Origin of the sequence: Holdemania sp. Marseille-P2844 (assembly GCF_900120005.1) — a bacterium.
GTDB lineage: Bacteria > Bacillota_I > Bacilli_A > Erysipelotrichales > Erysipelotrichaceae > Holdemania.
On sequence record NZ_LT635449.1, the window covers coordinates 56,098 to 77,120 of the forward strand.

At 53.9% G+C, this 21,023-nt stretch carries 21 protein-coding genes and 1 riboswitch; of the genes, 2 read left to right on the forward strand and 19 right to left on the reverse strand.

Annotation, left to right across the window (positions count from 1 at the left end; translation table 11 throughout):
• The first annotated feature begins 171 nt into the window (after nucleotides 1-171).
• Complete coding sequence (locus BQ7364_RS02980) at nucleotides 172-975, forward strand: 7alpha-hydroxysteroid dehydrogenase (protein ID WP_072683339.1); 804 nt, start codon at nucleotides 172-174, stop codon at nucleotides 973-975.
• Nucleotides 976-1,071: 96 nt separating this feature from the next.
• Here the strand turns inward: BQ7364_RS02980 and nadE are convergent, their stop codons facing one another.
• The 11 genes from nadE to purE all read right to left on the reverse strand — a co-directional run bounded on the left by nadE (nucleotide 1,072) and on the right by purE (nucleotide 14,089).
• Nucleotides 1,072-2,949 carry an NAD(+) synthase gene (gene nadE, locus BQ7364_RS02985; RefSeq protein WP_072683340.1) on the reverse strand — a complete coding sequence of 626 codons (1,878 nt, stop codon included), beginning with the start codon at nucleotides 2,947-2,949 and terminating at the stop codon, nucleotides 1,072-1,074.
• A 24-nt stretch (nucleotides 2,950-2,973) separates the two neighbouring features.
• The gene (pcp, locus tag BQ7364_RS02990; RefSeq protein WP_072683341.1) at nucleotides 2,974-3,615 is read right to left on the reverse strand and encodes a pyroglutamyl-peptidase I; all 642 of its coding nucleotides are present in this window, start codon (nucleotides 3,613-3,615) and stop codon (nucleotides 2,974-2,976) included.
• A gap of 79 nt (nucleotides 3,616-3,694) precedes the next feature.
• Nucleotides 3,695-4,849, reverse strand: a complete 1,155-nt coding sequence (locus BQ7364_RS02995) for a DUF979 domain-containing protein (protein ID WP_072683342.1) — start codon at nucleotides 4,847-4,849, stop codon at nucleotides 3,695-3,697.
• Nucleotides 4,849-5,523 carry a DUF969 domain-containing protein gene (locus tag BQ7364_RS03000; protein WP_072683343.1) on the reverse strand — a complete coding sequence of 225 codons (675 nt, stop codon included), beginning with the start codon at nucleotides 5,521-5,523 and terminating at the stop codon, nucleotides 4,849-4,851. Before BQ7364_RS03000 ends, BQ7364_RS02995 begins: the two co-directional genes overlap by 1 nt.
• A 114-nt stretch (nucleotides 5,524-5,637) precedes the next feature.
• Nucleotides 5,638-5,964, reverse strand: coding sequence for a branched-chain amino acid transporter permease (locus tag BQ7364_RS03005; protein ID WP_072683344.1), 327 nt, complete (start codon nucleotides 5,962-5,964; stop codon nucleotides 5,638-5,640).
• Nucleotides 5,961-6,653 (reverse strand): AzlC family ABC transporter permease, encoded by a 693-nt coding sequence (locus BQ7364_RS03010; protein WP_072683345.1) that lies wholly within the window; start codon nucleotides 6,651-6,653, stop codon nucleotides 5,961-5,963. Before BQ7364_RS03010 ends, BQ7364_RS03005 begins: the two co-directional genes overlap by 4 nt.
• 349 nt (nucleotides 6,654-7,002) lie before the next feature.
• The gene (gene purD / locus BQ7364_RS03015; protein ID WP_072683346.1) at nucleotides 7,003-8,259 is read right to left on the reverse strand and encodes a phosphoribosylamine--glycine ligase; all 1,257 of its coding nucleotides are present in this window, start codon (nucleotides 8,257-8,259) and stop codon (nucleotides 7,003-7,005) included.
• Between the two features lie 7 nt (nucleotides 8,260-8,266).
• Nucleotides 8,267-8,833: a phosphoribosylglycinamide formyltransferase gene (gene purN / locus BQ7364_RS03020; protein WP_072683347.1), complete on the reverse strand. Its 567-nt coding sequence runs from the start codon at nucleotides 8,831-8,833 to the stop codon at nucleotides 8,267-8,269.
• The gene (purM, locus tag BQ7364_RS03025; protein WP_072683348.1) at nucleotides 8,830-9,855 is read right to left on the reverse strand and encodes a phosphoribosylformylglycinamidine cyclo-ligase; all 1,026 of its coding nucleotides are present in this window, start codon (nucleotides 9,853-9,855) and stop codon (nucleotides 8,830-8,832) included. Before purM ends, purN begins: the two co-directional genes overlap by 4 nt.
• Entirely contained in the window at nucleotides 9,852-13,577 is a 3,726-nt protein-coding gene (locus BQ7364_RS03030) for a phosphoribosylformylglycinamidine synthase (RefSeq protein WP_234973141.1), read from the reverse strand. Before BQ7364_RS03030 ends, purM begins: the two co-directional genes overlap by 4 nt.
• Nucleotides 13,578-13,591: 14 nt before the next feature.
• Nucleotides 13,592-14,089, reverse strand: coding sequence for a 5-(carboxyamino)imidazole ribonucleotide mutase (gene purE / locus BQ7364_RS03035; RefSeq protein WP_006060424.1), 498 nt, complete (start codon nucleotides 14,087-14,089; stop codon nucleotides 13,592-13,594).
• Between the two features lie 64 nt (nucleotides 14,090-14,153).
• Nucleotides 14,154-14,255: riboswitch (purine riboswitch) on the reverse strand.
• A gap of 23 nt (nucleotides 14,256-14,278) precedes the next feature.
• Between purE and BQ7364_RS17640 the strand changes: the two genes are divergently transcribed.
• Entirely contained in the window at nucleotides 14,279-14,482 is a 204-nt protein-coding gene (locus BQ7364_RS17640; protein ID WP_139248538.1) for a hypothetical protein, read from the forward strand.
• Between the two features lie 203 nt (nucleotides 14,483-14,685).
• Here the strand turns inward: BQ7364_RS17640 and BQ7364_RS03045 are convergent, their stop codons facing one another.
• From BQ7364_RS03045 to BQ7364_RS03080, 8 genes are all read right to left on the reverse strand, one after another.
• Nucleotides 14,686-15,183: a hypothetical protein gene (locus BQ7364_RS03045; protein ID WP_072683350.1), complete on the reverse strand. Its 498-nt coding sequence runs from the start codon at nucleotides 15,181-15,183 to the stop codon at nucleotides 14,686-14,688.
• 47 nt (nucleotides 15,184-15,230) lie between these two features.
• Nucleotides 15,231-16,244 carry an aspartate--ammonia ligase gene (asnA, locus tag BQ7364_RS03050; RefSeq protein WP_072683351.1) on the reverse strand — a complete coding sequence of 338 codons (1,014 nt, stop codon included), beginning with the start codon at nucleotides 16,242-16,244 and terminating at the stop codon, nucleotides 15,231-15,233.
• An 83-nt stretch (nucleotides 16,245-16,327) separates the two neighbouring features.
• Nucleotides 16,328-16,843 carry an antiterminator LoaP gene (loaP, locus tag BQ7364_RS03055; RefSeq protein WP_072683352.1) on the reverse strand — a complete coding sequence of 172 codons (516 nt, stop codon included), beginning with the start codon at nucleotides 16,841-16,843 and terminating at the stop codon, nucleotides 16,328-16,330.
• A 232-nt stretch (nucleotides 16,844-17,075) separates the two neighbouring features.
• Nucleotides 17,076-17,708: a lactate utilization protein gene (locus tag BQ7364_RS03060; RefSeq protein ID WP_072683353.1), complete on the reverse strand. Its 633-nt coding sequence runs from the start codon at nucleotides 17,706-17,708 to the stop codon at nucleotides 17,076-17,078.
• Nucleotides 17,709-17,710: 2 nt separating this feature from the next.
• Nucleotides 17,711-18,430: a tyrosine-protein phosphatase gene (locus BQ7364_RS03065; protein WP_072683354.1), complete on the reverse strand. Its 720-nt coding sequence runs from the start codon at nucleotides 18,428-18,430 to the stop codon at nucleotides 17,711-17,713.
• Between the two features lie 144 nt (nucleotides 18,431-18,574).
• Nucleotides 18,575-19,297 (reverse strand): sugar isomerase domain-containing protein, encoded by a 723-nt coding sequence (locus BQ7364_RS03070; RefSeq protein ID WP_072683355.1) that lies wholly within the window; start codon nucleotides 19,295-19,297, stop codon nucleotides 18,575-18,577.
• A gap of 24 nt (nucleotides 19,298-19,321) precedes the next feature.
• Nucleotides 19,322-20,071, reverse strand: coding sequence for a sugar isomerase domain-containing protein (locus BQ7364_RS03075; protein WP_083538415.1), 750 nt, complete (start codon nucleotides 20,069-20,071; stop codon nucleotides 19,322-19,324).
• Between the two features lie 11 nt (nucleotides 20,072-20,082).
• A complete protein-coding gene (locus BQ7364_RS03080; RefSeq protein ID WP_072683356.1) occupies nucleotides 20,083-20,826 on the reverse strand; it encodes a sugar isomerase domain-containing protein in 744 nt (247 codons plus the stop codon).
• Nucleotides 20,827-21,023 lie beyond the last annotated feature (197 nt).

Consider the following 21,023-nt stretch of genomic DNA (forward strand, 5'->3'; position numbering starts at 1 on the left):
CCGTACAAACAGGACGAACTTGGGATATTCTCTGATTTCGCCCTGTTTTTTCAATTCTTCCCGCCGCTTTTTGCCTCTGTTTGTTTTCTTTTCTAACGACAGGCCGGTCATTTCGATATTTTTTTCCAGTCTTCGCGTTTATAATTAAACCATTACATCAAGGAGAAAACTATGCGATTAAAAGACAAAGTAGTATTGGTTACCGCTTCGACGCGGGGCATCGGCTTAGCGACGGTACAGGCATGCGCAAAGGAAGGCGCAATCGTTTACATGGCCGCGCGGAATTTGGAACGGGCCAGCCAGCGGGCTGAGGAATTGAATGCGATGGGTTACCGCGTCCGCACTGTTTATAACGACGCGACCGATTTAGAATCCTACCGCACGATGATCGAAGAAGTCTTCAAGCTGGAGGGCCGGATCGACGTGCTGGTCAACAATTTCGGCACCTCCGATCCCAAGACAGATTTAGACATTGAACACACGCGCTGGGAGGATTTCCAGGCCACGGTCGATATCAATCTGGCCAGCGTTTTCGTCAGCAGCCAGGCGGTCATTCCGCACATGAAGAAACAAGGCGGCGGCAGCATTGTCAACATCAGCTCCATCGGCGGACTGACGCCTGATATCGCGCGGATTGGTTATGCCGTCAGCAAGGACGCAATCATCTACTTATCAAAAAATATCGCCGTGCAGACCGCCCGCAGCAACATCCGCGTCAACGTCGTCTGCCCGGGCCAGACCGCAACCGATGCGGTGATGAACAACATGTCTAAAGAATTCCAGGACTTCTTCCTGCGGCATACGCCGATCCAGCGCATGGGCAAACCGGAAGAAATCGCAGCAGCCGTGGTTTATTTCGCCAGCGACGATGCGGCCTACACGACCGGTCAGGTCATGGCGGTGCATGGCGGATTCGGCTTGCCGACACCGGTCTATGCCGACATGATCGACTTGAGCGCCGATCGGAAACACTGATCCGAACACACAATAACAGAAAAACGCTGAAGCCGTACAGGAGTATTCCTGTTCGCCTCAGCGTTTTCTTTTCAATTCGAGTATGCGCCTAATTCATTAACACGGCTTTGGCATGGCCAGAATCTGTTCACGCAGCTGACGGTAGCGTTTCGTTGCTTCCGGGCGCATCTGCGCCTCGCGCACATCGTTACCAAACGCGCCGCGGCTGATCAAAATTAGCGGCGGGAACTGGATTCGTTTGAACACCGCGCCCTGCATTGTGCGCAGCACCCATTCCAGATCCTGAATAAAAGCTTCCGGCTCGTCCAGCCCATAGTATCGCAGCCACTGTCCGATCTCGCTGGTCTGCAGCCGCCCCTGCAAATAGTCGTCCATGATTTCCTCAACCCGGCCGCCCGGATACTCCGTCAGCTGGTTAATCAACCAATCATGATAAAACCACTTCATCGGATCGCGCTGATCATCTTTCAGCTCAGCTGACGGCGGGAATTCCCAGATCAGGCGGTCGCCGTCCATTTCCGGAAGCAGGTTGGCCGGAATGATCTCGCGGCCAAACGCCGCGTTAATCTGCTTCGCCAGGTCAAACAGCTGGACCTTCGTACAGTCGGCAATCGGCGACAGCGCGCCGATCGCGTCGCCATACAGCGTGCAGTACCCCAGCGCCGCTTCCACCTTATTGCCATTGTTGACGATCACGCCGCCTTCCATCGAAGCAAAGCTTGACAACAAATGACCGCGCAGCCGGGCCTGAATATTTTCCAGCGCCAGCCCTTCCGCCTGCGGATAGCCATAATCCTGCAGCGTATCGACCGTCGCGTCGACGATCTTTTCAATGCTACCCTCGCGGATCAAAATCCCCAGGCGTTCCGCCAGCGCCTTCGCGTTGTTTTTCGTCGTCAGGCTGTTATACCGGCTGGCCATGTTGTAGCCGACAACCCGCTGAGCGCCCAGCGCGTAAACCAGAAGCGCCGAAGTGATGCTGCTGTCAAGCCCGCCGGACAAACCGACGATCCATTTCATCTTCGGTGAAAACATCTGCTTGTCAAACTCCCGGATCGCGCTGACCAACGCGCGCATCAGCTTGGTTTCCGGCTGGCGCGTAAGAACTCCGCGCTCATGCAGATCGACGATCCGGCACTCCGGCTCAAACTGATCGTTCAGCGAAAGCTGGCGTTCGCCCTGTTCATCATAAATCGTGCTGTCGCCGTCAAACACCATTACATTTTTGCCATTGTTCTGCATCCCGCAGGCATTGACATAAACCAGCGGCACAAAGGCTCCCTGCGCCAAAGCGGCATGCTGGCGCACCCGTTTATCCCGCGAGCGTTCTTTATTCAGCGTCCAGGGGGAACAGGACAGATTCACGATCAGATCGACGTCCTGCTTTAAATAAGCATCCGTCACATCCAGCGCGTAATCCTCGCTCCACAGATCCTCGCAAATCTCAACGCCGATCCGCCAGGTCTGACCGTCTTTCTCAAACAGAAACGGCCGCAGCCCTTCCTCAACCGGCGTTTGATTCCGCATTGCGATTTCCATTCCGGACAGGAAATAACGGGAATCGTCGAACACCCGGTAATCTGGATTGAGATGCTTGATATACATCCCATCCAGACTGCTGTTTTCCCGTTTCACCCACTGACCGTCAGCGCAGAAGTAAGCGGCATTGTAGCGCACCGGGCGTCCGTCGCGCCCACGCTGGGCCTGACCGATCGGCCGGGTTCCCAGATTGCCATAGAGGATCCCGATCCCCTGCGACAACGCCAGAAGCTCGTCGTTCAGACTTTCCAGATACGCGCACCAATCCTGATCCAGCCATTTGTCCTGCAGACAGTAGCCGCTCAGCGCCATCTCCGGAAAGACGATCAAATCTGCCTTCTCCGCTTTCGCCTGTGCGATCATTTCACGCATGGCCGCCAGATTTTCCGTCGGCTGGCCCTGCTTAACGTTGATTTGTCCTAACGCGATTTTCATGTTTCTGCCCCCGCTGCTTCTTTTTTAACAGATCGTTCCGCCGGTGATCTTCACATCTTCCTGATGCTCGATCATCGCTTCGATCGCCACGGTCAGACCCTTCACAATCGTATCCAGCTCCATCGACGGCATGCCTTTTTTCGTCGCCGCCTGCGATGGCAGATACGGAATGTGAATGAAACCGGAGCGTTTGCCCGGAAATTCCGTCTCGATCAGATAACGCACGCCATAGGTCACATGGTTGCAGACAAACGTCCCGGCGCTGTTGGATACGGAAGCCGGAATCCCAGCTTCCTGCATCGCCTTGACCATCGCCTTGATCGGCAGCGTAACAAAATACGCGTCCGGGCCCTCCGGATAAATCGGTTCGTCCACCGGCTGATTGCCCGCGTTATCCGCGATCCGGCAGTCGTCGACATTAATACCGACTCGCTCCACTGTGATATCCGGCCGGCCGCCGGCCTGACCGATCGAAAGAATCATATCCGGGTCTTCCTTCCGGATTGCTTCCCGGATCACGGCCAGCGATTGATGAACAACCGTTGGGATTTCCAGCTTGACGATCTGCGCACCGCCGATAACCTCCGGCAGCCGTTTTACCGACTCAATGGCCGGATTGATTTTCTCACCGCCAAACGGATCAAAACCTGTCACTAATATTTTCATCACAACGTCCTCCTTTTTATTTATCCGCGGACCAGGGGAATCCGCTTGCGCCCTTTCCCCTGATCTTAATTTATTAAGCTTAGAAAGCCAATACGAGCATCAGCACGACGTGAACGACGATCATGATCAGCGCCATCGGCAGCTGCGCCTTGATCACCGTGTATTTGTTTTTCGTTTCGAGTACCGCCGCCGGCACAATATTGAAGTTCGCCGCCATCGGTGTCATCAGGGTGCCGCAGAAACCGGCCGTCATTCCCAGTGCGCCGACGATTGCCGGATCTCCACCCTGCAGGATCACAAACGGAACACCAATCCCCACGGTGATGACGGAGAACGCCGCAAACGCGTTGCCCATAACCATCGTAAACAGAACCATCCCGGCGACATAAACGATCACGCCCAATACCACGCTGCCCTGCGGCACGACGTTCGCCATAATGCTGGAAATCACCGCTCCGACGCCAGCCTCCGTAAAGACGGATCCCAATGCCCCTAACAGCTGCGGCAGCAGGCTCGCCGCGCCGACCGTCATCAATAACCGCGCCGTATCGTCACGCGTTTCCGCAAACTTCGGCCGGGTGATCGCCACGCCGATCAAGTACGCCAGGATCGAAGCCAGACCGATTGCCAGCGCTGACGGGAAAGTCACGCCGCCCTCGGCCACTTTAAACTTCAGCTGCGCTAAAATCACCGTGATCACCGCTAAGATACCACCCGCGATGGCCCATTGTACCGCTTGCCGCTGGGCGCGTTTCTTTTCCTCAGGCGTCAGCTTTCTCGCCTGGATTCCTTTCGCAGCCGCCAAGATCACAAACACAGCCGCGGGAATCAAGCCCAATAACAATGGAAAAGTAATCACCGGCGTCTTATCTGAAAATTTCAGCATTGACAAAGCCAGGGCGACAACGCCGATCGTGATCGCCGGCAGGAAAATCTTATTACCCAGCTTGTCCGCCTGCGCCTTGCGGAACGACGCCTCCGACGGCACAAACTTGCCCATCTGCACCTGCTTGGTCGCCGTCAGGCAGCCCAGCACCAGAAGCAGCGCACCGGTCAGCGCATACGGAATATACGGGCCTAAAATAAAGATCAATCCGAGAATCGTCCAGAACACAAACGTGCCGATCCGGCATTTTTCATTCTGAAGACCGCGCCAGGCCGCGTTGAAGCTGACCAGACCGCACAGGCAGAACACAATCTCGCTGCCCCAGTTTAACAGTGTTTTTAAATCCATTACGCCTGCGCCTCCTTTTTCAGCTTGCGGTCCGCTAACAGAACCTGAATGATCGTAAAGATCGTCACAATGATGCCGACCGGAATCGACGCCTGCGCGATTGAGCCGAGCGTGACCTCATAACCGGCCGCCGCCAGCGTCCCCTGGATCAACAGCACGCCGCTGTTGCCTAAAAAGATATTCTGACCGAAGAAGTTGCCGTAGTTTTCAACCGCGGCCGCCAAGCCTTTAATCCGCTCGCTCTGTTTTTCGTTCAGCGGTTTTTTAATCGACGTTTCCCCAGCCGCCTCGCTCATCGGCAGGATCAGCGGACGCACAAACTGCACGTGGCCGCCCAGCCGGATCGACATCGCCGAAGCCAGAATCCGCACGACCATATAGATGGATAAGACCTTGCCTGCCGTCGCATTTTTGATCTTGCCGATCAATTCCGCCGCGCGCTCTTTCATGCCGTAGCGCTCAATCAGCGCGATCGCTGGAAAGCTGATCAAAAAGATCGACATCAGGCGGTTATCGACAAACGCCTTGCCCATAATCTCCAGAATCTGAATAAAGTTCAGGCCGGACACCAGACCGGTGACCAGACCGGAAATCAGGACGACCGCAATGACGTCCCATTTTAAGGCAAATCCGACTACGATGATCAGAATGCCGATAAGTTTCAAATATTCCATAACTGAGTTCCTTTCCCTTTTTGAGTATTCCCATTATACCAGATTTTCACCAGGGCTTGAATGGAAAATTTTCAAGCCCTGTTCCCTCGATTTCCGCGTCCCTCTTTTTACAGACTACCGGAAAATCTGCTGGACAAGAACCATATAGAACAGCGTGCCGCAGCCGATGCTGAGCAGACTGTTGCGCTTCCAGCCATGAATAACGCCGGTCACCGCCAGCGCCAAAAGCTCCGGCAGGCCGTGATTGGATCCCAGCCAGTCCGTAGAGCGCAGACCGTACACCACCAGCATCGCCATCATCGCTAACGGCAGCACCTGCCCCAGGTATGCGATGGTCTTCGGGATCGGCTGCCCGGGTCGAAACGCCGCAAACGGCAGCCAGCGCGTAAGAAACGTCACCCCCGCCATCAACAGAATCGCTAAAAACATTGACGAATTCATGCCTTCAGCCCCCTTCTTTCCAAAACCGGGCGCAGGCCGAGCAGACCTGCGGCAATCATCACCAGCGCCGGCAGAATCATCCCGTCCGCGCCGAACAGGACCAGCGCCGCGACTGCGCTGATCAAACCCACCAGCGTCGGAATCGGAGTGACCGCTGATTTCAGCTGATCCAGACAGGTGACAAAAAACAGCGCCGTCATCGCAAAATCAATCCCGGTCGTATCAAAGGGAATGACGGCCCCGGCAGCCGCGCCGATCAGCGTGCCGAGAATCCACCACAGCTGATCCAGAAGCGTAATCCAGAAATACAGCCGCTGCGGCTCCGCTTTGTTCTCCAGCTTCTTCTGACATAACAAACCATACGTTTCATCCGTCAGTCCGAAGATCAGATACAAGCGGCGCACTCCCTGTTCGCCGAACTCCCGCAGAAACGAAAAACCGTAAAACAGATGCCGCAGATTCACCGCCAGCGTCATCAGGATGACCTGCAGCGGACTGGCCGCCTGCGCGAGCAGCTGAATTCCGACAAACTGCATCGAACCGGCATACACCAGTACGCTCATCATCAGCGCCCAGCCCCAGCCGATCTGATGTTGCTGAGCGAGCAGCCCGAACGCGATGCCGACGACCAGATAGCCGGGAAACACCGCCAGCGAAGATGTCAGCGCCTCTTTTTTTGTTTGATCCATACCTTGCTTCCCCCTTATCAAACTCTTGCATTCCGTCGTCTCCCTCTCCTTATCCAGATTCCTGTCGGGGGATACGATAGAGAAAAGCGGAAGTTCCGCATTGTCCTTCCGCTTCCTGATTCATTGTTAGCTTCTATTCCCGCCCGGGCTTTCACCGCGCAGCCTTTTATGAGCGACCTGATTGACTGTCCTTAACGATTAGAACATCAGGATGGTATTCAGGATCATCATCAGACAGATGAAGCTGACCAGGCCGATCACCAAGATTTTCTGAAATGTTTTCTTGGGTTTCGTCATGACACCCTCCTATCCGTATCGCTAGTTTACCGCAAAGAGCGGGCTCTGTCAACTAATCCGCCAGTCCCCGCGCGCCAATATCATGACGATAAAACAGCGCGTCGCAGTCGATTTTCGCGATCTCGGCATACGCCGCGGCCTGCGCTTCCTTCAGCGTCGGCCTCTGGGCGGCGACAAACAAGACGCGGCCCCCGGCGGTAACCAGCTGACCGTCCTTTTCCGCTGTTCCCATGTGGAACACCGTTGTGTTTACCGTTTCCAGATTCCGGATCAGCGCGCCTTTGGTCGAGCTTTCCGGATAGCCCTGGCTGGCCAGAACGACGCCCAGGACTGGTTCCGATGACCAATGCAGCGGCATTTCCTGATGCTTCAGCACCTGCGTGCAGATTTCATACAGGTCGTCCTGCAGCGCGATCATCAGCACTTCCGTTTCCGGATCGCCGAAGCGCACATTGTATTCGATCGTCTTCACCCCGCGCGCGGTTGCCATGCAGCCGGCGTAGAGAATTCCGGTGAACGGACAGCCTTCCGCCACCATCGCCGCAGCCATCGGCCGGACGATCTTGTCGATCGCTTCCCTCACGACTTCCCGGGATAAATGCGACACCGGCGTGTAAGCGCCCATGCCGCCGGTATTGAGGCCTTCGTCATGGTCGAAAGCCCGCTTGTGATCCTGCGCGATCTCCATCGGGATCACGGTCGTCCCGTTGACAAACGCCAACTGCGAGAACTCCTCGCCTTCTAAGTATTCCTCAATGACCACCGAAGATCCGGCCTGATCGAACAGACCCTCGCACATCATTTCTTTCAGCGCGGCCTGGGCCTGTTCCTGCGTCTGGGCGATGATGACGCCCTTGCCCGCAGCCAGGCCGTCCGCCTTTAAAACAACCGGAACCGGCTGCTTCTCTAAATACGTTTTCGCTTCTTCATAATCGGAAAAGCTGGCATACGCCGCGGTCGGGATGTTGTATTTATGCATCATTGCTTTGGAAAACACCTTACTGCCTTCCAGCCGGGCCGCCGCCTTGCTTGGCCCAAACACAGCCAGCCCCGCGGCCGCAAACGCGTCCTGAATTCCTTCGCAGAGCGGAACTTCCGGGCCGACGAACGTCAGGTCGATCGCCTTTTCTTTAACAAACGCGATCAGCTTGTCAAATTCCAGCACACCAATGGCTACGCATTCGGCTACCGCCGCCATGCCGGGATTTCCCGGCGCCGCATAGACTTTTTCCACCTGCGGGCTCTGCGCGAATTTCCAGGCCAGCGCATGTTCGCGCCCGCCGCCGCCAATCACCAATACTTTTGCCATAGCTTCTTTATTCCTCCACCAGCGTTTTTAACGTTTCCGGATACAGGACATGCTCGATCGCATGCACCTGCGCTTCAATTTCTTCCTTGCTCCACTGCGGCTGCACCGCGAAGGCACGCTGAGCGATGATCCGTCCCCCGTCCATCGACGCGTCGACATAATGGATCGTCACGCCCATCACCTTAACGCCGTATTCAATCGCCTGCCCGATCGCGTCCTTGCCTTTAAACGCCGGCAAGAGCGAGGGATGGATATTCACAATCCGCTGATCATACGCTTCCAGCATCACCGGCGACAACAGCCGCATATACCCGGCCAGCGCGATCCACTCCACGCCGTGAGCCTGACAGCGGGCGATGATCTCACGTTCGTAATCCGGCTTGGACGGATAGTCCTTCGGATTAAACGCGAACACGTCAATGCCGCGATTCTGCGCTTTTTCAATGACCGGCGCATTTGGCTTATCGACGACGACCAACGTGATTTCCGCGTTCAGCTGACCGGCTTCGATCGCGTCGGCGATCGCTTCAAAGTTCGTGCCGGTGCCGGAAGCGAAGACGGCGATGCGCTTCATTGAATGTCAATCCCTTCTTGATCGGTCACCACACCGATGACCGTGGCCTTTTCACCCTGAGCTTTTAAGATTTCCAACGCCGCGTCCGCATCTGCCAGATCGACGACCAGAATCATGCCGATCCCCATGTTGAAGACGTTGTACATTTCTTTTTCTTCCATGCCGGAAAGCTGCTGCAGAACATGGAAGATCGGCAGCACTTCCCACGTGCCGCGATGAATCTCAATGCCTAAGCCCGGGTTCAGGCAGCGCGGCATGTTCTCGTAAAATCCGCCGCCGGTGATGTGCGCGACGCCGTGGACATCGACCTGCTTCAGCACCTCCAGCACCGGACGGACGTAAATCCGTGTCGGCGTCAGCAGCGTATTTCCCAGGGAGTCCTGCAATTCGTCAAACTTCGTGTTCAAATCAAGGTGGTTATCTTTCAGAACAATCTTGCGGACTAACGAGAAGCCGTTGGAGTGCACGCCGCTGGAAGCCAGACCGATCACCACATCGCCCGCTTTGGTTTTCTCTCCGGTGATCATTTTGGATTTTTCCACCGCACCGACCGTAAAGCCCGCGATATCGTAATCCTCTTCATCATACATATCCGGCATCTCCGCCGTTTCCCCGCCGACTAACGCGCAGTTGGCCAGCACGCAGCCCTCGGCTACACCCTTGACGATCTGCTCGATTTTCTCCGGATGGTTTTTACCCACCGCGATGTAATCGAGGAAGAATAACGGTTCGGCGCCCTGCGCGATGATGTCGTTGACGCACATTGCGACGACGTCCTGTCCGACCGTGTCGTGTTTATCCATCATAAAGGCCAGCTTCAGCTTGGTGCCGACGCCGTCGGTACCGCTGACCAGCACCGGTTCCTTCATGTTCAGCGCGCTTAAATCAAACATGCCGCCGAAGCTGCCGATGCCGCCCATCATGCCGAAGCGGCGGGTTTTCTCAATGTGTTTCTTAATCAGCCGTACTGATTCATACCCTGCTTCCAGGGATACCCCGGCCTTTTCGTACTGTGTGCTCATGCTTTTCCTCCCTTGCCCCGGATGTAATTTACCCCGTTGGCGAAAATATTCTGTTTCTTTTCTCCGTCAATATTTTTAAAGACATCCGTGAAGTAACGCTCGGAATGACCCATTTTTCCCAAAACCTTGCCATCCGGGGAAACCAGACCCTCGATCGCCCAGTCGGAACCATTGAGGTTGGCTGTCGGATCCATCGTCGGCGTGCCGGTTTCATCGCAATACTGGAACGCGACCTGACCGTTGGCAAACAGCTGCTCGATCATCGCCTCATCCGCGACCAGCCGGCCCTCGCCGTGGCTCACCGGTATCGAATAGACTTCGCCGCATTCCAGGCCCTGCAGCCATGGGGAGCAGGTGCTGGCGACGCGGGTTCTGACGACGCTGGAGATATGCCGGTTGATGTGGTTGCGGGTCAGCGTCGGACTGGTTTCGTCCAGCGTGCGGATTTCGCCATACGGCAGCAGTCCGGATTTGATCAGCGCCTGGAAGCCGTTGCAGATGCCTAAGATCAGACCATCACGGTCCAGCAGGCGGGTTACCGCCGCTTTGATCTTCTCATTCTGCAGGATGTTGACGATAAACTTCGCCGAACCGTCAGGCTCGTCGCCGGCGGAGAAGCCGCCCGGAATCGCCAGGATGTGACTGTTGTCCAGCAGCGCGGCCATCTGATCGATGGAATCGAAGATCGCCTGTTCGTTCTGATTGCGGAACACAAAGATCGTAACCTTCGCGCCTTCTTCCTCAAACGCCCGGCGGGTGTCGTATTCGCAGTTGCTGCCCGGAAAAACCGGAATCAGGACGCGGACCTCCGCGCTGGATTGGCGGCAGAGGTAATCCTGCTTACGCTTTTGATCGCGGATCGGCAGCGTCTGCGCTTCGCCCTTGCTGTAAACCGGATAGAGCGAACCGAGCGTCCCCATCCAGGCGGCCAGCACTTCGTCCTGGCTCAGCTTCAATTCATTGATGAGGTATTGCGGCTCGGCCTTCACTTCACCGATCACCGCCGCGCGCTCATCCGCAAACTGCGGCGTAACTTCCGCGACGATCAATCCCGGCTGCAGCTGCAGAAGCTCCTGACCGCCCTCGATGGCAAAGCCCAGGCGGTTGCCGAAGCTCATCTTGAACAAGGCTGCCAGCGCGCCGCCTTCTTCCCCGACATAGGCGGAAACGATCGTGCCCTGACGGATCCCTTCGCTGACCGCCGCAAACATCGTCTTATAGCTGGACAGCTCCGGCAGTCCCTCCTCGCTGATCTGTGGCTTGAAGACAACCAGACGGTTGCCCGGAGTTTTCAGCTGCGGGGTAATGATATTGTTTGTCTTCGCATCGCTGCAGGCAAAGGAAATCAACGTCGGCACGACGTGCTTGTCGTTAAACGTGCCGGACATGCTGTCCTTGCCGCCGATCGCGGCCTTCTGGAAATAGTCCTGCACCTGCATTGCGCCCAGCAGCGCTTCAGTCACCTTACCCCAGCGCTGCGGATCCTGATTCAGCCGTTCAAAATATTCCTGGAACGAGAAATGGATCCGTTCCCAATCGCCGCCGCAGGCCACCGTTTTGGCCATGGATTCCAGCACGCTGTCCATCGCTCCGACATAGGTCGAGTATTCCATGATTCGCGGATTAAAGCCGTAGGTCAGCACGCTGCAGGTCGTCGTCTTGCCGTCCAGAACCGGCAGCTTCTGAACAGACGCCTGAGCCGGCGTCAGCTGCGTCTTGCCGCCGTAAGGCATTAAGACCGTCGTCGAGCCGATCGACGCGTCAAACATTTCGCCCAAGCCCTTCTGGCAGCAGACGTTCGGTTCCGCCATTGTCGCCAGGATTGCCTCTTTGGTTAACGGCTTATCACAGCCAAATGGATTGGCGCCTTCCAGCGTGGCAATCTCCACGTCGGCTTCCTGACGCACGCCGCTGGTGTCGATAAACCGGCGTGCCAGATCGACGACCGTCTGATCGTTCATCTTCATGACTAAACGGGCGGTATCGGTGACTTCCGCCACACGGTAAGCTTCGAGATTTTCTTCCGCGGCCAGCTGAATGAACTTCGCTTCATCCGCCGCCCGGACGACAACGGCCATCCGTTCCTGACTTTCGCTGATCGCAATTTCCGTTGCGTTTAAGCCGGCATATTTCGTGCGGACCTGATCGAGATGGATTTCCAATCCGTCAGCCAGTTCGCCGATCGCAACACAGACGCCGCCGGCGCCGAAGTCGTTGCATTTCTTGATCAGACGGGTGCATTGCGGATTGCGGAACAGCCGCTGGATCTTGCGTTCTTCCGGAGCGTTGCCCTTCTGGACTTCGCTGGCGCAGACTTCTAAGGATTTTAAATTGTGTTCCTTCGAGGACCCGGTCGCCCCGCCGATGCCGTCGCGGCCGGTCTTGCCGCCCAACAGAATGACGACGTCGCCTGCTTCCGGAGACTGGCGCACAACGTTTTCCGCCTTCGCCGCCCCGACGACCGCGCCGACTTCCATGTGCTTGGCGACATAGCTCGGATGGATGATTTCACGGACATGCGTCGTCGGCAGACCGATCTGGTTGCCGTATGAAGAATTGCCGTGCGTCGCTTTCTTGGAGATCACTTTCTGCGGCAGCTTGCCCGGAATCGTGTCTTCCAGTTTCTCTAAAATATTGCCGCAGCCGCTGACGCGCATCGCCTGATAGACGTAGCTGCGTCCGCTTAATGGATCGCGGATTGCCCCGCCGATGCAGGTGGAAGCACCGCCGAATGGTTCGATCTCAGTCGGGTGGTTATGTGTTTCATTCTTGAACATCAGCAGCCATTTTTCAGTCTGACCGTCGTGATCGACGTCGATAAAAACGCTGCAGGCATTGATTTCCTCGCTGACCTCAACCTCCGGCGATTTTCCCTGACGGCGCAGGTCGCGCGCGTTGATCGTCGCCATGTCCATTAACGTCTGCGGCTTCTCATCCCGATTGCACCCATGCCGCAGCTGCAGATAGCGGTCATAGGCCTGCTGAATCTGCTCGCCAAAGCGGTCGGTCGTGATCGTCACGTTCTTCAAGCAGGTTTCAAACGTCGTATGCCGGCAATGATCGGACCAATAGGTATCGAGCACGCGGATTTCTGTTTCCGTCGGATTTCGCTTTTCTTCTTCGAGGAAATAGCGCTGAACCAACGCCAGATCAGCTTCGCTCATCGCTAAGCCGTGTTCTTTCACAAACGCCTGAATCTGTGCGGCGTCCATCTCAATGAAATGCGGGAATTGTTCCAACGGCTTGACGTCGACATTCTGATCGACCGCCAGGCGGGACAGATCCTTGACACGGGATTCGATCGGATTGATGACGTAGGCTTCGATTTTCTTCAGCATTTCGCCGTCGACCTCCCCTTCCAGCATCATCAGCTTTCCGGTCGTAATCCGGCAGGCGGAAGCGGGATTGAGCAGCTTGATGCACTGCATCGCGCTGTCGGCGCGCTGATCATATTGACCCGGCAGAGTTTCCCAGACGACGACCGTCTTGCCCTGACAATCCAGTGTTTCGTAAAGCGTGTCGGTCATGACCTCGGTAAAGACGGTTTTCTTAGCCTTTTCATAATCTTCGCTGTCAATATCGAAGATATCGTAAATGTTGAACAGCCGCAGACCTTCGGCGCTCAGCTGCAGATTTTCCTTTAATTCGTTATACAGATCCTGGGCCTCCGTGCGGAAGCGGTCTTTCTTTTCTACAAAGATGCGCTTGTTTATCAAACTCATGGTATTCTCCATTTCTAGAATTTCATATTTTCTAAGACGTTTTTCTTCATGTCCGCTTTGTGCGCTTCGATCTTCTTGTGCATTTCCGGATCAAACGCCCCCAGCATCGTCGCCGCCAGCACAGCCGCGTTTTTGCATCCGGCCTTGCCGATCGCAACAGTCGCTACTGGAACCCCGGCCGGCATCTGAACGATGGAAAGCAGGCTGTCCAGACCATCGAGCGTACTGGTCTTCATCGGGATGCCGATTACCGGCAGTGTTGAGCAGCCGGCGATCACACCCGCCAGGTGCGCCGCGCCTCCGGCAGCCGCGATGATCACCTTTAATCCGCGGTCATATGCCGTTTTTGCATATTCGATCGTTTCATCCGGTGTGCGGTGCGCACTCAGCACGATCTTTTCATACGGAATACCGAAGGATTCCAGTGTTTCACAGGTGAATGAAACGTTTCCCTCATAATCGCTCATTGAACCCATGACGATCCCAACTACTGCTTTTTCTTCCATTTTCATACTCCTCCTTGAATTTAGAAATAGAAAAAGACATCAGAGAACCTCCAATGTCTACAAAACAAAAACAAAAAAGTCTTCGTTTTGTAGTCTTGCCGTTTACGGCAGCAAGGTAGAAACTTGTGAGCCTTATTCCCACGATTATACAAAATCACCAAGACGTCAAAAAGAAAACACAGGTGCAAAACACCCATGCTTAATTTTGATTTTTATGAAAAGTATCCTCCATGGAAATGCTCATCGTTGTCATTGCTCACCAGTCACCTTTCACGCGGATATAATACCATAAACACGCAGGCAAAAAAAGGCTTTTTCTTCGGTTTTGTTGAGATTTTACCTAAAATTGAGGCAAGCTTCGGGGCGCTGCTGCCTCAGCGTCGGCAAAGCTGGCGTTGATCTTTCCCTTTTCCAGCGTCATCGAAAGAAACGTACTGTGGTTGGAGGCTACCGCGATGCTGCCGGCGGAGACGGCTTTGTCTGCCGCAGGGTAAGCTGTCTTATAATATTTCGCTGTCTTATAATATAAGGATGAAAATATCGAAGCCGGAAAGCTCAGACGACAGAGCCGCAATACCCACAGAAAAAAAGAAGCAAGAGCCTTAACGCTCCAGCTTCATCCGGCGGTATTTTTTGCCGATCGCCGCTTTTAAACGATTGGCGACCTCGTCCTTCTGTTCTTTCTTAAAGTCAAACGTCAGCTGTGTCAACGAGGTTTTGCCCTTCTTGTCCACTTCCTTGACCGTCATCACAACCTTGCATTTATTCTTGACTTCCTTCACATCATATTCAGTAATCGCGTCAAACGGCACCGCGCTGCCCATATACATGAAGCCGTCGCTGCCTAAGCCGTCGCTGATCAGCGCGAACATGATGATGACCACCGCCATTAAGACCGAGCGCAGCACCGTCATCGGACTGAAGTCCAGCGCCAGAAACGGCAGAAAGCAAAGTGAAGCGGCGATCAGGATCATAATCCGCGACGCCGTCCAGAAGCAGCAGTAAATCTGAATCGCTTTCTTCTGCCGCAGCAGAATCCGGATCAGCCAGACGCACGCACCGGCAAAAAACAGGAGTAAAATAAGATTAAAAATTTCCATAGGGTTCCTTCCTTGTGTTGTAATTGAATTGAATGGCCGCGGCTTTATTAAAGCAGCTCGATTCCGTTATCGTGGCACAGCTTGCGCATGATCGGCGGCCACAGCGAAGCCTGGACTTCGCCGATGTGCGCCTTATGCAAAAGAAGCATACAGATCCGGCTCTGACCGATGCCGCCGCCCATCGTTAACGGCAGATCCCCCGCCAATAACGCGCGGTGAAACGGCAGCACCGAGCGTTCGGGACAGCCGGCCTTGTTCAACTGATCGATCATGCTGGCCTCATCGACACGGATGCCCATGGATGAGATTTCCATCGCCCTATTCAAAACGGCGTCCCAGATCAGCAAGTCGCCGTTGAGCTGCCAGTCGTCATAGTCCGGCGCCCGCCCGTCATGCGGCTGACCATTGCTCAGCAGTCCGCCGATCTGTTCAATAAAGACCGTGCCGTATTCTTTCGTGACCGCGTCTTCCCGCTGCTTCGCCGTCAACGACGGATAGCGGTCCAACAGTTCCTGCGCGGTAATAAACTTGACTTTTTCTTCAATGATCGGCGTGATCTGCGGCACATTGGCGCACAGCACCTCGTCGGTTTCCTTTAAGCTGCGCACGATCAGGCGGACGGTTTCTTCCAGCTGCTCCAGCGTCCGCTGAGGCCGCAGGATGATTTTTTCCCAATCCCACTGATCGACGTAAATCGAATGCAGATTGTCCAGATCTTCGTCGCGGCGAATCGCGTTCATATCGGTATATAAGCCCTCGCCGGGACCAAAGTCATATTGTTTTAACGCCAGCCGTTTCCATTTCGCCAGCGAATGAACGATTTCCGCTTCCGTCTGCGTTTCCTTGACGTCAAAGTGGACCGGGCGCTCCACGCCGTTGAGGTTGTCGTTAAGACCGCTGGCGGCTTCAACAAACAGCGGGGCGCTGACGCGGATCAGGCGCAGGTTGTCCGCCAGCTTGCGTTCAAAGGTATCCTTGACAAGCTTGATCGCCATCTGGGTTTCTTTCTGGTTAAGCAGCGAGCGGTAATGCTCAGGCAGTATGCAGTGTTCGATCGACATGGTATCCCCCATTTCAAAACTGTCTTTTATTATACCAGCATCCTCGTCATAACAAAAGTAAAAGACAGGAATTTCTCCTGCCCTTAATCAATCTTTTGAACAATTTCCAGCGAAACGCTGACGCGCGTCGGCTGACCGCAAAGCTCCAGTTCCAGCACTGCTCTCCGCTTATGCCGGTCGATCTTCACGATCTGCGACTCGAAGCCTTGCAGCGGGCCTTCGGTAATGATGACCTGATTGCCCTGAATCAGACCGGTGGAGTGTTCCAGCTCCTTATTTTTGCCCAGCAGCCGCTCGAGATAGTCCTTCTCCTCGCTGCGCAGCGCCGGGGTTCCTTCTTTATCGAATTTCAGCAGCTTGACGATTCCCGTTTTCTGCATCCGCAGTTCTTTAATCTGTTCATCCATCGCCGCCTGTTCCAGCTCGCTTTCAATGAACAGATAGCCGGGGAACATAATCTTTTCGACGAGTTCGGAGATTCCCTGTTTTCTGAAGACGACCTTCATCTTCGGAATGAAGGCATGCAGTCCCTGGCTGAGAAAAAAATCGCGGATTTTTTCTTCCATGCCGCCGCGGACAAACAGTACATACCAGTTCATTCGATCTCCCCTTTCGACAAGAATCGTTTAAAGGATACAAAGTTCACCCGGAAATGTCAAGAAACAAACGGGATTGTTTCTACTTTCACATAGCGTTACTGAAAGGAAGTGACTTCGTTTCCACTTTTCAAGGGTCGATTCTCAGCCAGTCTGACAAACTTCTGTCGCCTTCTTTATGCGGATGGATTGTCATAAAAAAGCGGCCGAAATCGACCGCCTGAAAAATATTGAATTAGTAACCGAGATCTTCGTTGATCAACAAGACATGAATGCGTCCTGGAACATGACTGCGCTGCAGCGTAACCGCGGCGGAACAAATCCGGGTCGGTAATTGGCAATCGGCGCAATACCCGATCTTTGTGCACGGATTATCCTTATTTAAACGAACACAGTTGGCCGGAGCCGCAAGGGTCTTTACACGATCCTGAGCTGCCTGCAGATCCTTGACGATCTTGTTGGCGCCGGCGATGACCAACACGTGTTCCGGCCCATAAATCATGGCCGCAACGCGGTTTCCATTGCCGTCCACATTGTATAATTCACCTGTCATCGTAACGGCGTTGGTGCTGGTCAGAAAATAATCGCAGGACAGCGCCGCGTGATAAATCTCGTGCGGATGATCGCTGTGATAACGATCCAGATATTGTATGTCCTGATTGTTTTCCAGAAAATCAAGAATGCCGGTTTCAAATAACGTCATGGACCCGCCAACGCTGACCGATACCTGATCTTTCAGCAGCCCCTTCAAATATTCAAGGCATTCTTTTTGTGTCGGAAACAGATCGACTTGAAACTGATGGTCTTCGAGCTTTTTCTTCGCCTGCAGCATCTGCGTCCACCGCAGCGTTTGCGTATGCTTATCCATTTTCACTCCACCCTTTCCCGCAATGATTCTTTCAATACTTCTATTTTAGCATCACTGAGGCCGATCTGTCTTAAATATTTTTCAGCCGATCCATACGTTTTCCGCAAATGGTCCAATGTGCGGATCATGTTGGATTTCGGCGATCCCAAAACGGCGTCCGGATCCTTGATTCCCATCTTTTTCAGCATTGCCAGCTGATCCTTCAAATGTGGATTCAGATACAAAGCGGTTGCCGCGTAATCCTCAACGATCAGGTCTTCCTCTGCCCCGACCAAGTCCAGCAGCAGCATTGCCGTAACGCCTGTGCGGTCCTTGCCTGCCGTGCAATGGAACAGAATACACCCTGCGGTGTCCGCCATCGCTTCAAATACTCTTTTTATCGTATTCTGACTGTGATCCAGTAAGCCGATATAAACCTGACCCATATCGGAGGGAAAACCCGAGGCGCTCATCCCGGAATTCACCTGGTCCAACAGCGGAAAGCTCAGATGCTCTACGCCCAGCTTCGGATCCGGCGCTTGTTCCTGTTCAAACTCAGAGCGTAAATCAACGACTAACGATAATCCTTTTTCCTTTAAAACTTGCCGGTCTTCCAGCGTTAAACCGCATAAAGAATCGCTGCGAAGGAACCGATTTCTCTTTGTCTGTCCACCATCCTTAAGCGGATAGCCCCCTAACTCGCGGGTGTTGTGCGTTCCTTGCAGGATCGGTTTATTTACCATATTGCCATCCCTTTCTGTATCTAGGGAATATTGTAACGTAATTTTAGAAATAATGCTATGGCCTAGCCCTTCTGCAATTCCTTGATTCGTGATGAAAATCAGGTTGTTAAAAAAGGAACTCCGCGGAGTTCCTTAACTTATTGCTTAGAAATGTTTTACGCGGTCTTCGTACTTCGCGTAGATCGCATCGTTGTTGAAGCCATCGACGTTCTGGCTCTGGAAAACAGGCAGTTCGCAGCCTTCTGCCGCCAGGATCTTTAACGCTTCGTTTACGATCGTATCCAGAACGAAGATGCTGGAAATCGTGCTGCCCGGGCCCGTCGCTACGCCGCCGACATTCATCAGCGCGTCGCCGTCAGGTACGCAGTTGTCCAGAATGCAGTCAACACATTCAAACAGACGCTTGCCGCTTGGATGACGGCTGGTCGTGTTCTGCGACTGATGCAGGTTCGTCAGCGCGATCGTGTAGACGCCTTCCTTCTGGCAGCGCATGGCCATTTCAACCGGAACCGCGTTACGGCCAGAGTTGGAAATGATGATCATGATGTCGTTTTTGTCAATCTTGTACTGATCAAAAATAACATCCGCCAAACCGGAAACCTTTTCCATCGCACCGCTGCGGCGAGCGCCGAAGTTCGTCAGTGCATCCGGATCCAGAATCGCGTTGACATTGCCCAGTCCGCCGGCACGGCAGAACAGTTCGATGCCGATCATGTGCGAATGACCTGTACCAAAGACATGGATGATGTGATTGTTCTTGATGTTGTCGGCGAACTTGACAGCCAGCTCCTGGATTTTTTCCTTGTTGGTATCATCCACTTTGTGCAGCAGTTCTTCGACCTTGTTCATGTATTCAAAATTGTACATATTTAGTACCTCCCTTTTCCTTTATTAAATACGGCCCACGTATTTCTGTCTTAATTCTGCGTTATGCCTGCGGTTTTCTTCGCTGTCTTCGCTCAGCAGCAGCGGCAGCTCCACGCCTCTCTCGCTTAACAGACGGCAGGTTTCCGTCGTAATCGACTGCGCGATAAACGCGCCGGTGATCGAAGAAATCGAACAGATCTTTTCGATCTTGCCTGTTTCAATCAACGCGTCGCCCTGCGGCCCGCAGTTGTCGATGACCACGTCGCCCATCTCATAAAGCTTCTTGCCGCTTGGATGACGGCTGGCTTCCGCACTGGTATGCTGCCAGCTGGTCGCAACGATGACCTTATGGCCTTCCTGCTTTGCCTTGATCGCAAAGTCGATGACAACGCCGTTAATCCCGGAGTTGGATATAATGATAAAGCTGTCCTGCGGGCGGATGTCGTATAAATCATACAGCCGGTCCGCAATATCCGCACGACGTTCAAAAATGTTGTCCGGATCCTTAAATTCCGCTAACGAAACCTTGCCATGCAGAACGAAATCGCTGGTCACAATCGTATGAAACGGCACTAACGAACCCGGCCGGCCGGCCAGCTCCATCCCGAAGCCCACGGAATGACCAGAACCAAAGACATGCACAACGCCGCCCTGGGCGATCGTTTCAGCGCAAACCTCGGAAGCCTTGCGGATGTTGTCCATTTCCTTGCCTTCCAGAACATCGACAACCTTCAGCATTTCTTCATAGAATAAATCCATATTAATTTCTCTCATGAGCGCACCTCCTAGGAATTCCAGCGTCCCAGATATACGTCTGAGATTTCGCGGTTATGGACATCGGCACCCTTGACATTGGCGCTCAGCAGAACCGGGCAGTCATGGCCCAGTCCGGTCAGATAACGATACGTTTCAGCACACAGCATCTGCGCGATCACGTTGCCGGTGACCGTCGAGACCTGGTTGATCTTCTGACCGTTTTCCAGCGTGACCACCATATCCGGGCTCGGCGCACAATTATCCAGAATCAAATCGGCATAATCAGTCAGTTTTTTGCCGGACGGATGACGTGAAACCGAAGTCTCCGCTTCCGCCTTGGAGGTCACAACAATCAGCTTGCGGCCTTTTTCTTTTACTTTCTTTGCGAATTCGACGATGACGCCGTTGTTGGCTGGATTGGAAATCAGGATGAACATGTCATGATCGTCAATATTGTACATGTTCCACAATTTATCCGCTAAATCCGTGCGGTCGTTGAAATCAGGCTGGTTCGCTTCTTCCGGGGAAACGACGCCGCGCAGCAGCAAATCCTCCATTTTGATCTGGTGGAACGGCATCAACCCGCCGGCACGATACCCCAGTTCCATGGAAAACGCCAGTCCATGTCCCAATCCGAACAACTGGACAAGACCGTTTTCCAGCATGCAGTCGCCCATCATTTTCGCCGCTTCGTAAACCGCTTCTCTCTGAGTGTTTTTAACCTCTTGAAGAGCGTGCTTGGCGGCTGAGAAAAACTCTTTTGCTTCAGCCATACTGAAACCTCCCTTTCACGCAGAATCACTCCCGCGAATGACCCTTTACGCTGACTTTATGATAGCTATTTTCGCTTTCAGTGTCAACCGCTTTCACGATGTTTTTGAATAATTTAATCAAATTGTCATATTGCTTAAAGAATAAATAATTTGCATGCGCCGGCGATCAAAATAAAAGAAGAACCGTGTCTTTCGGT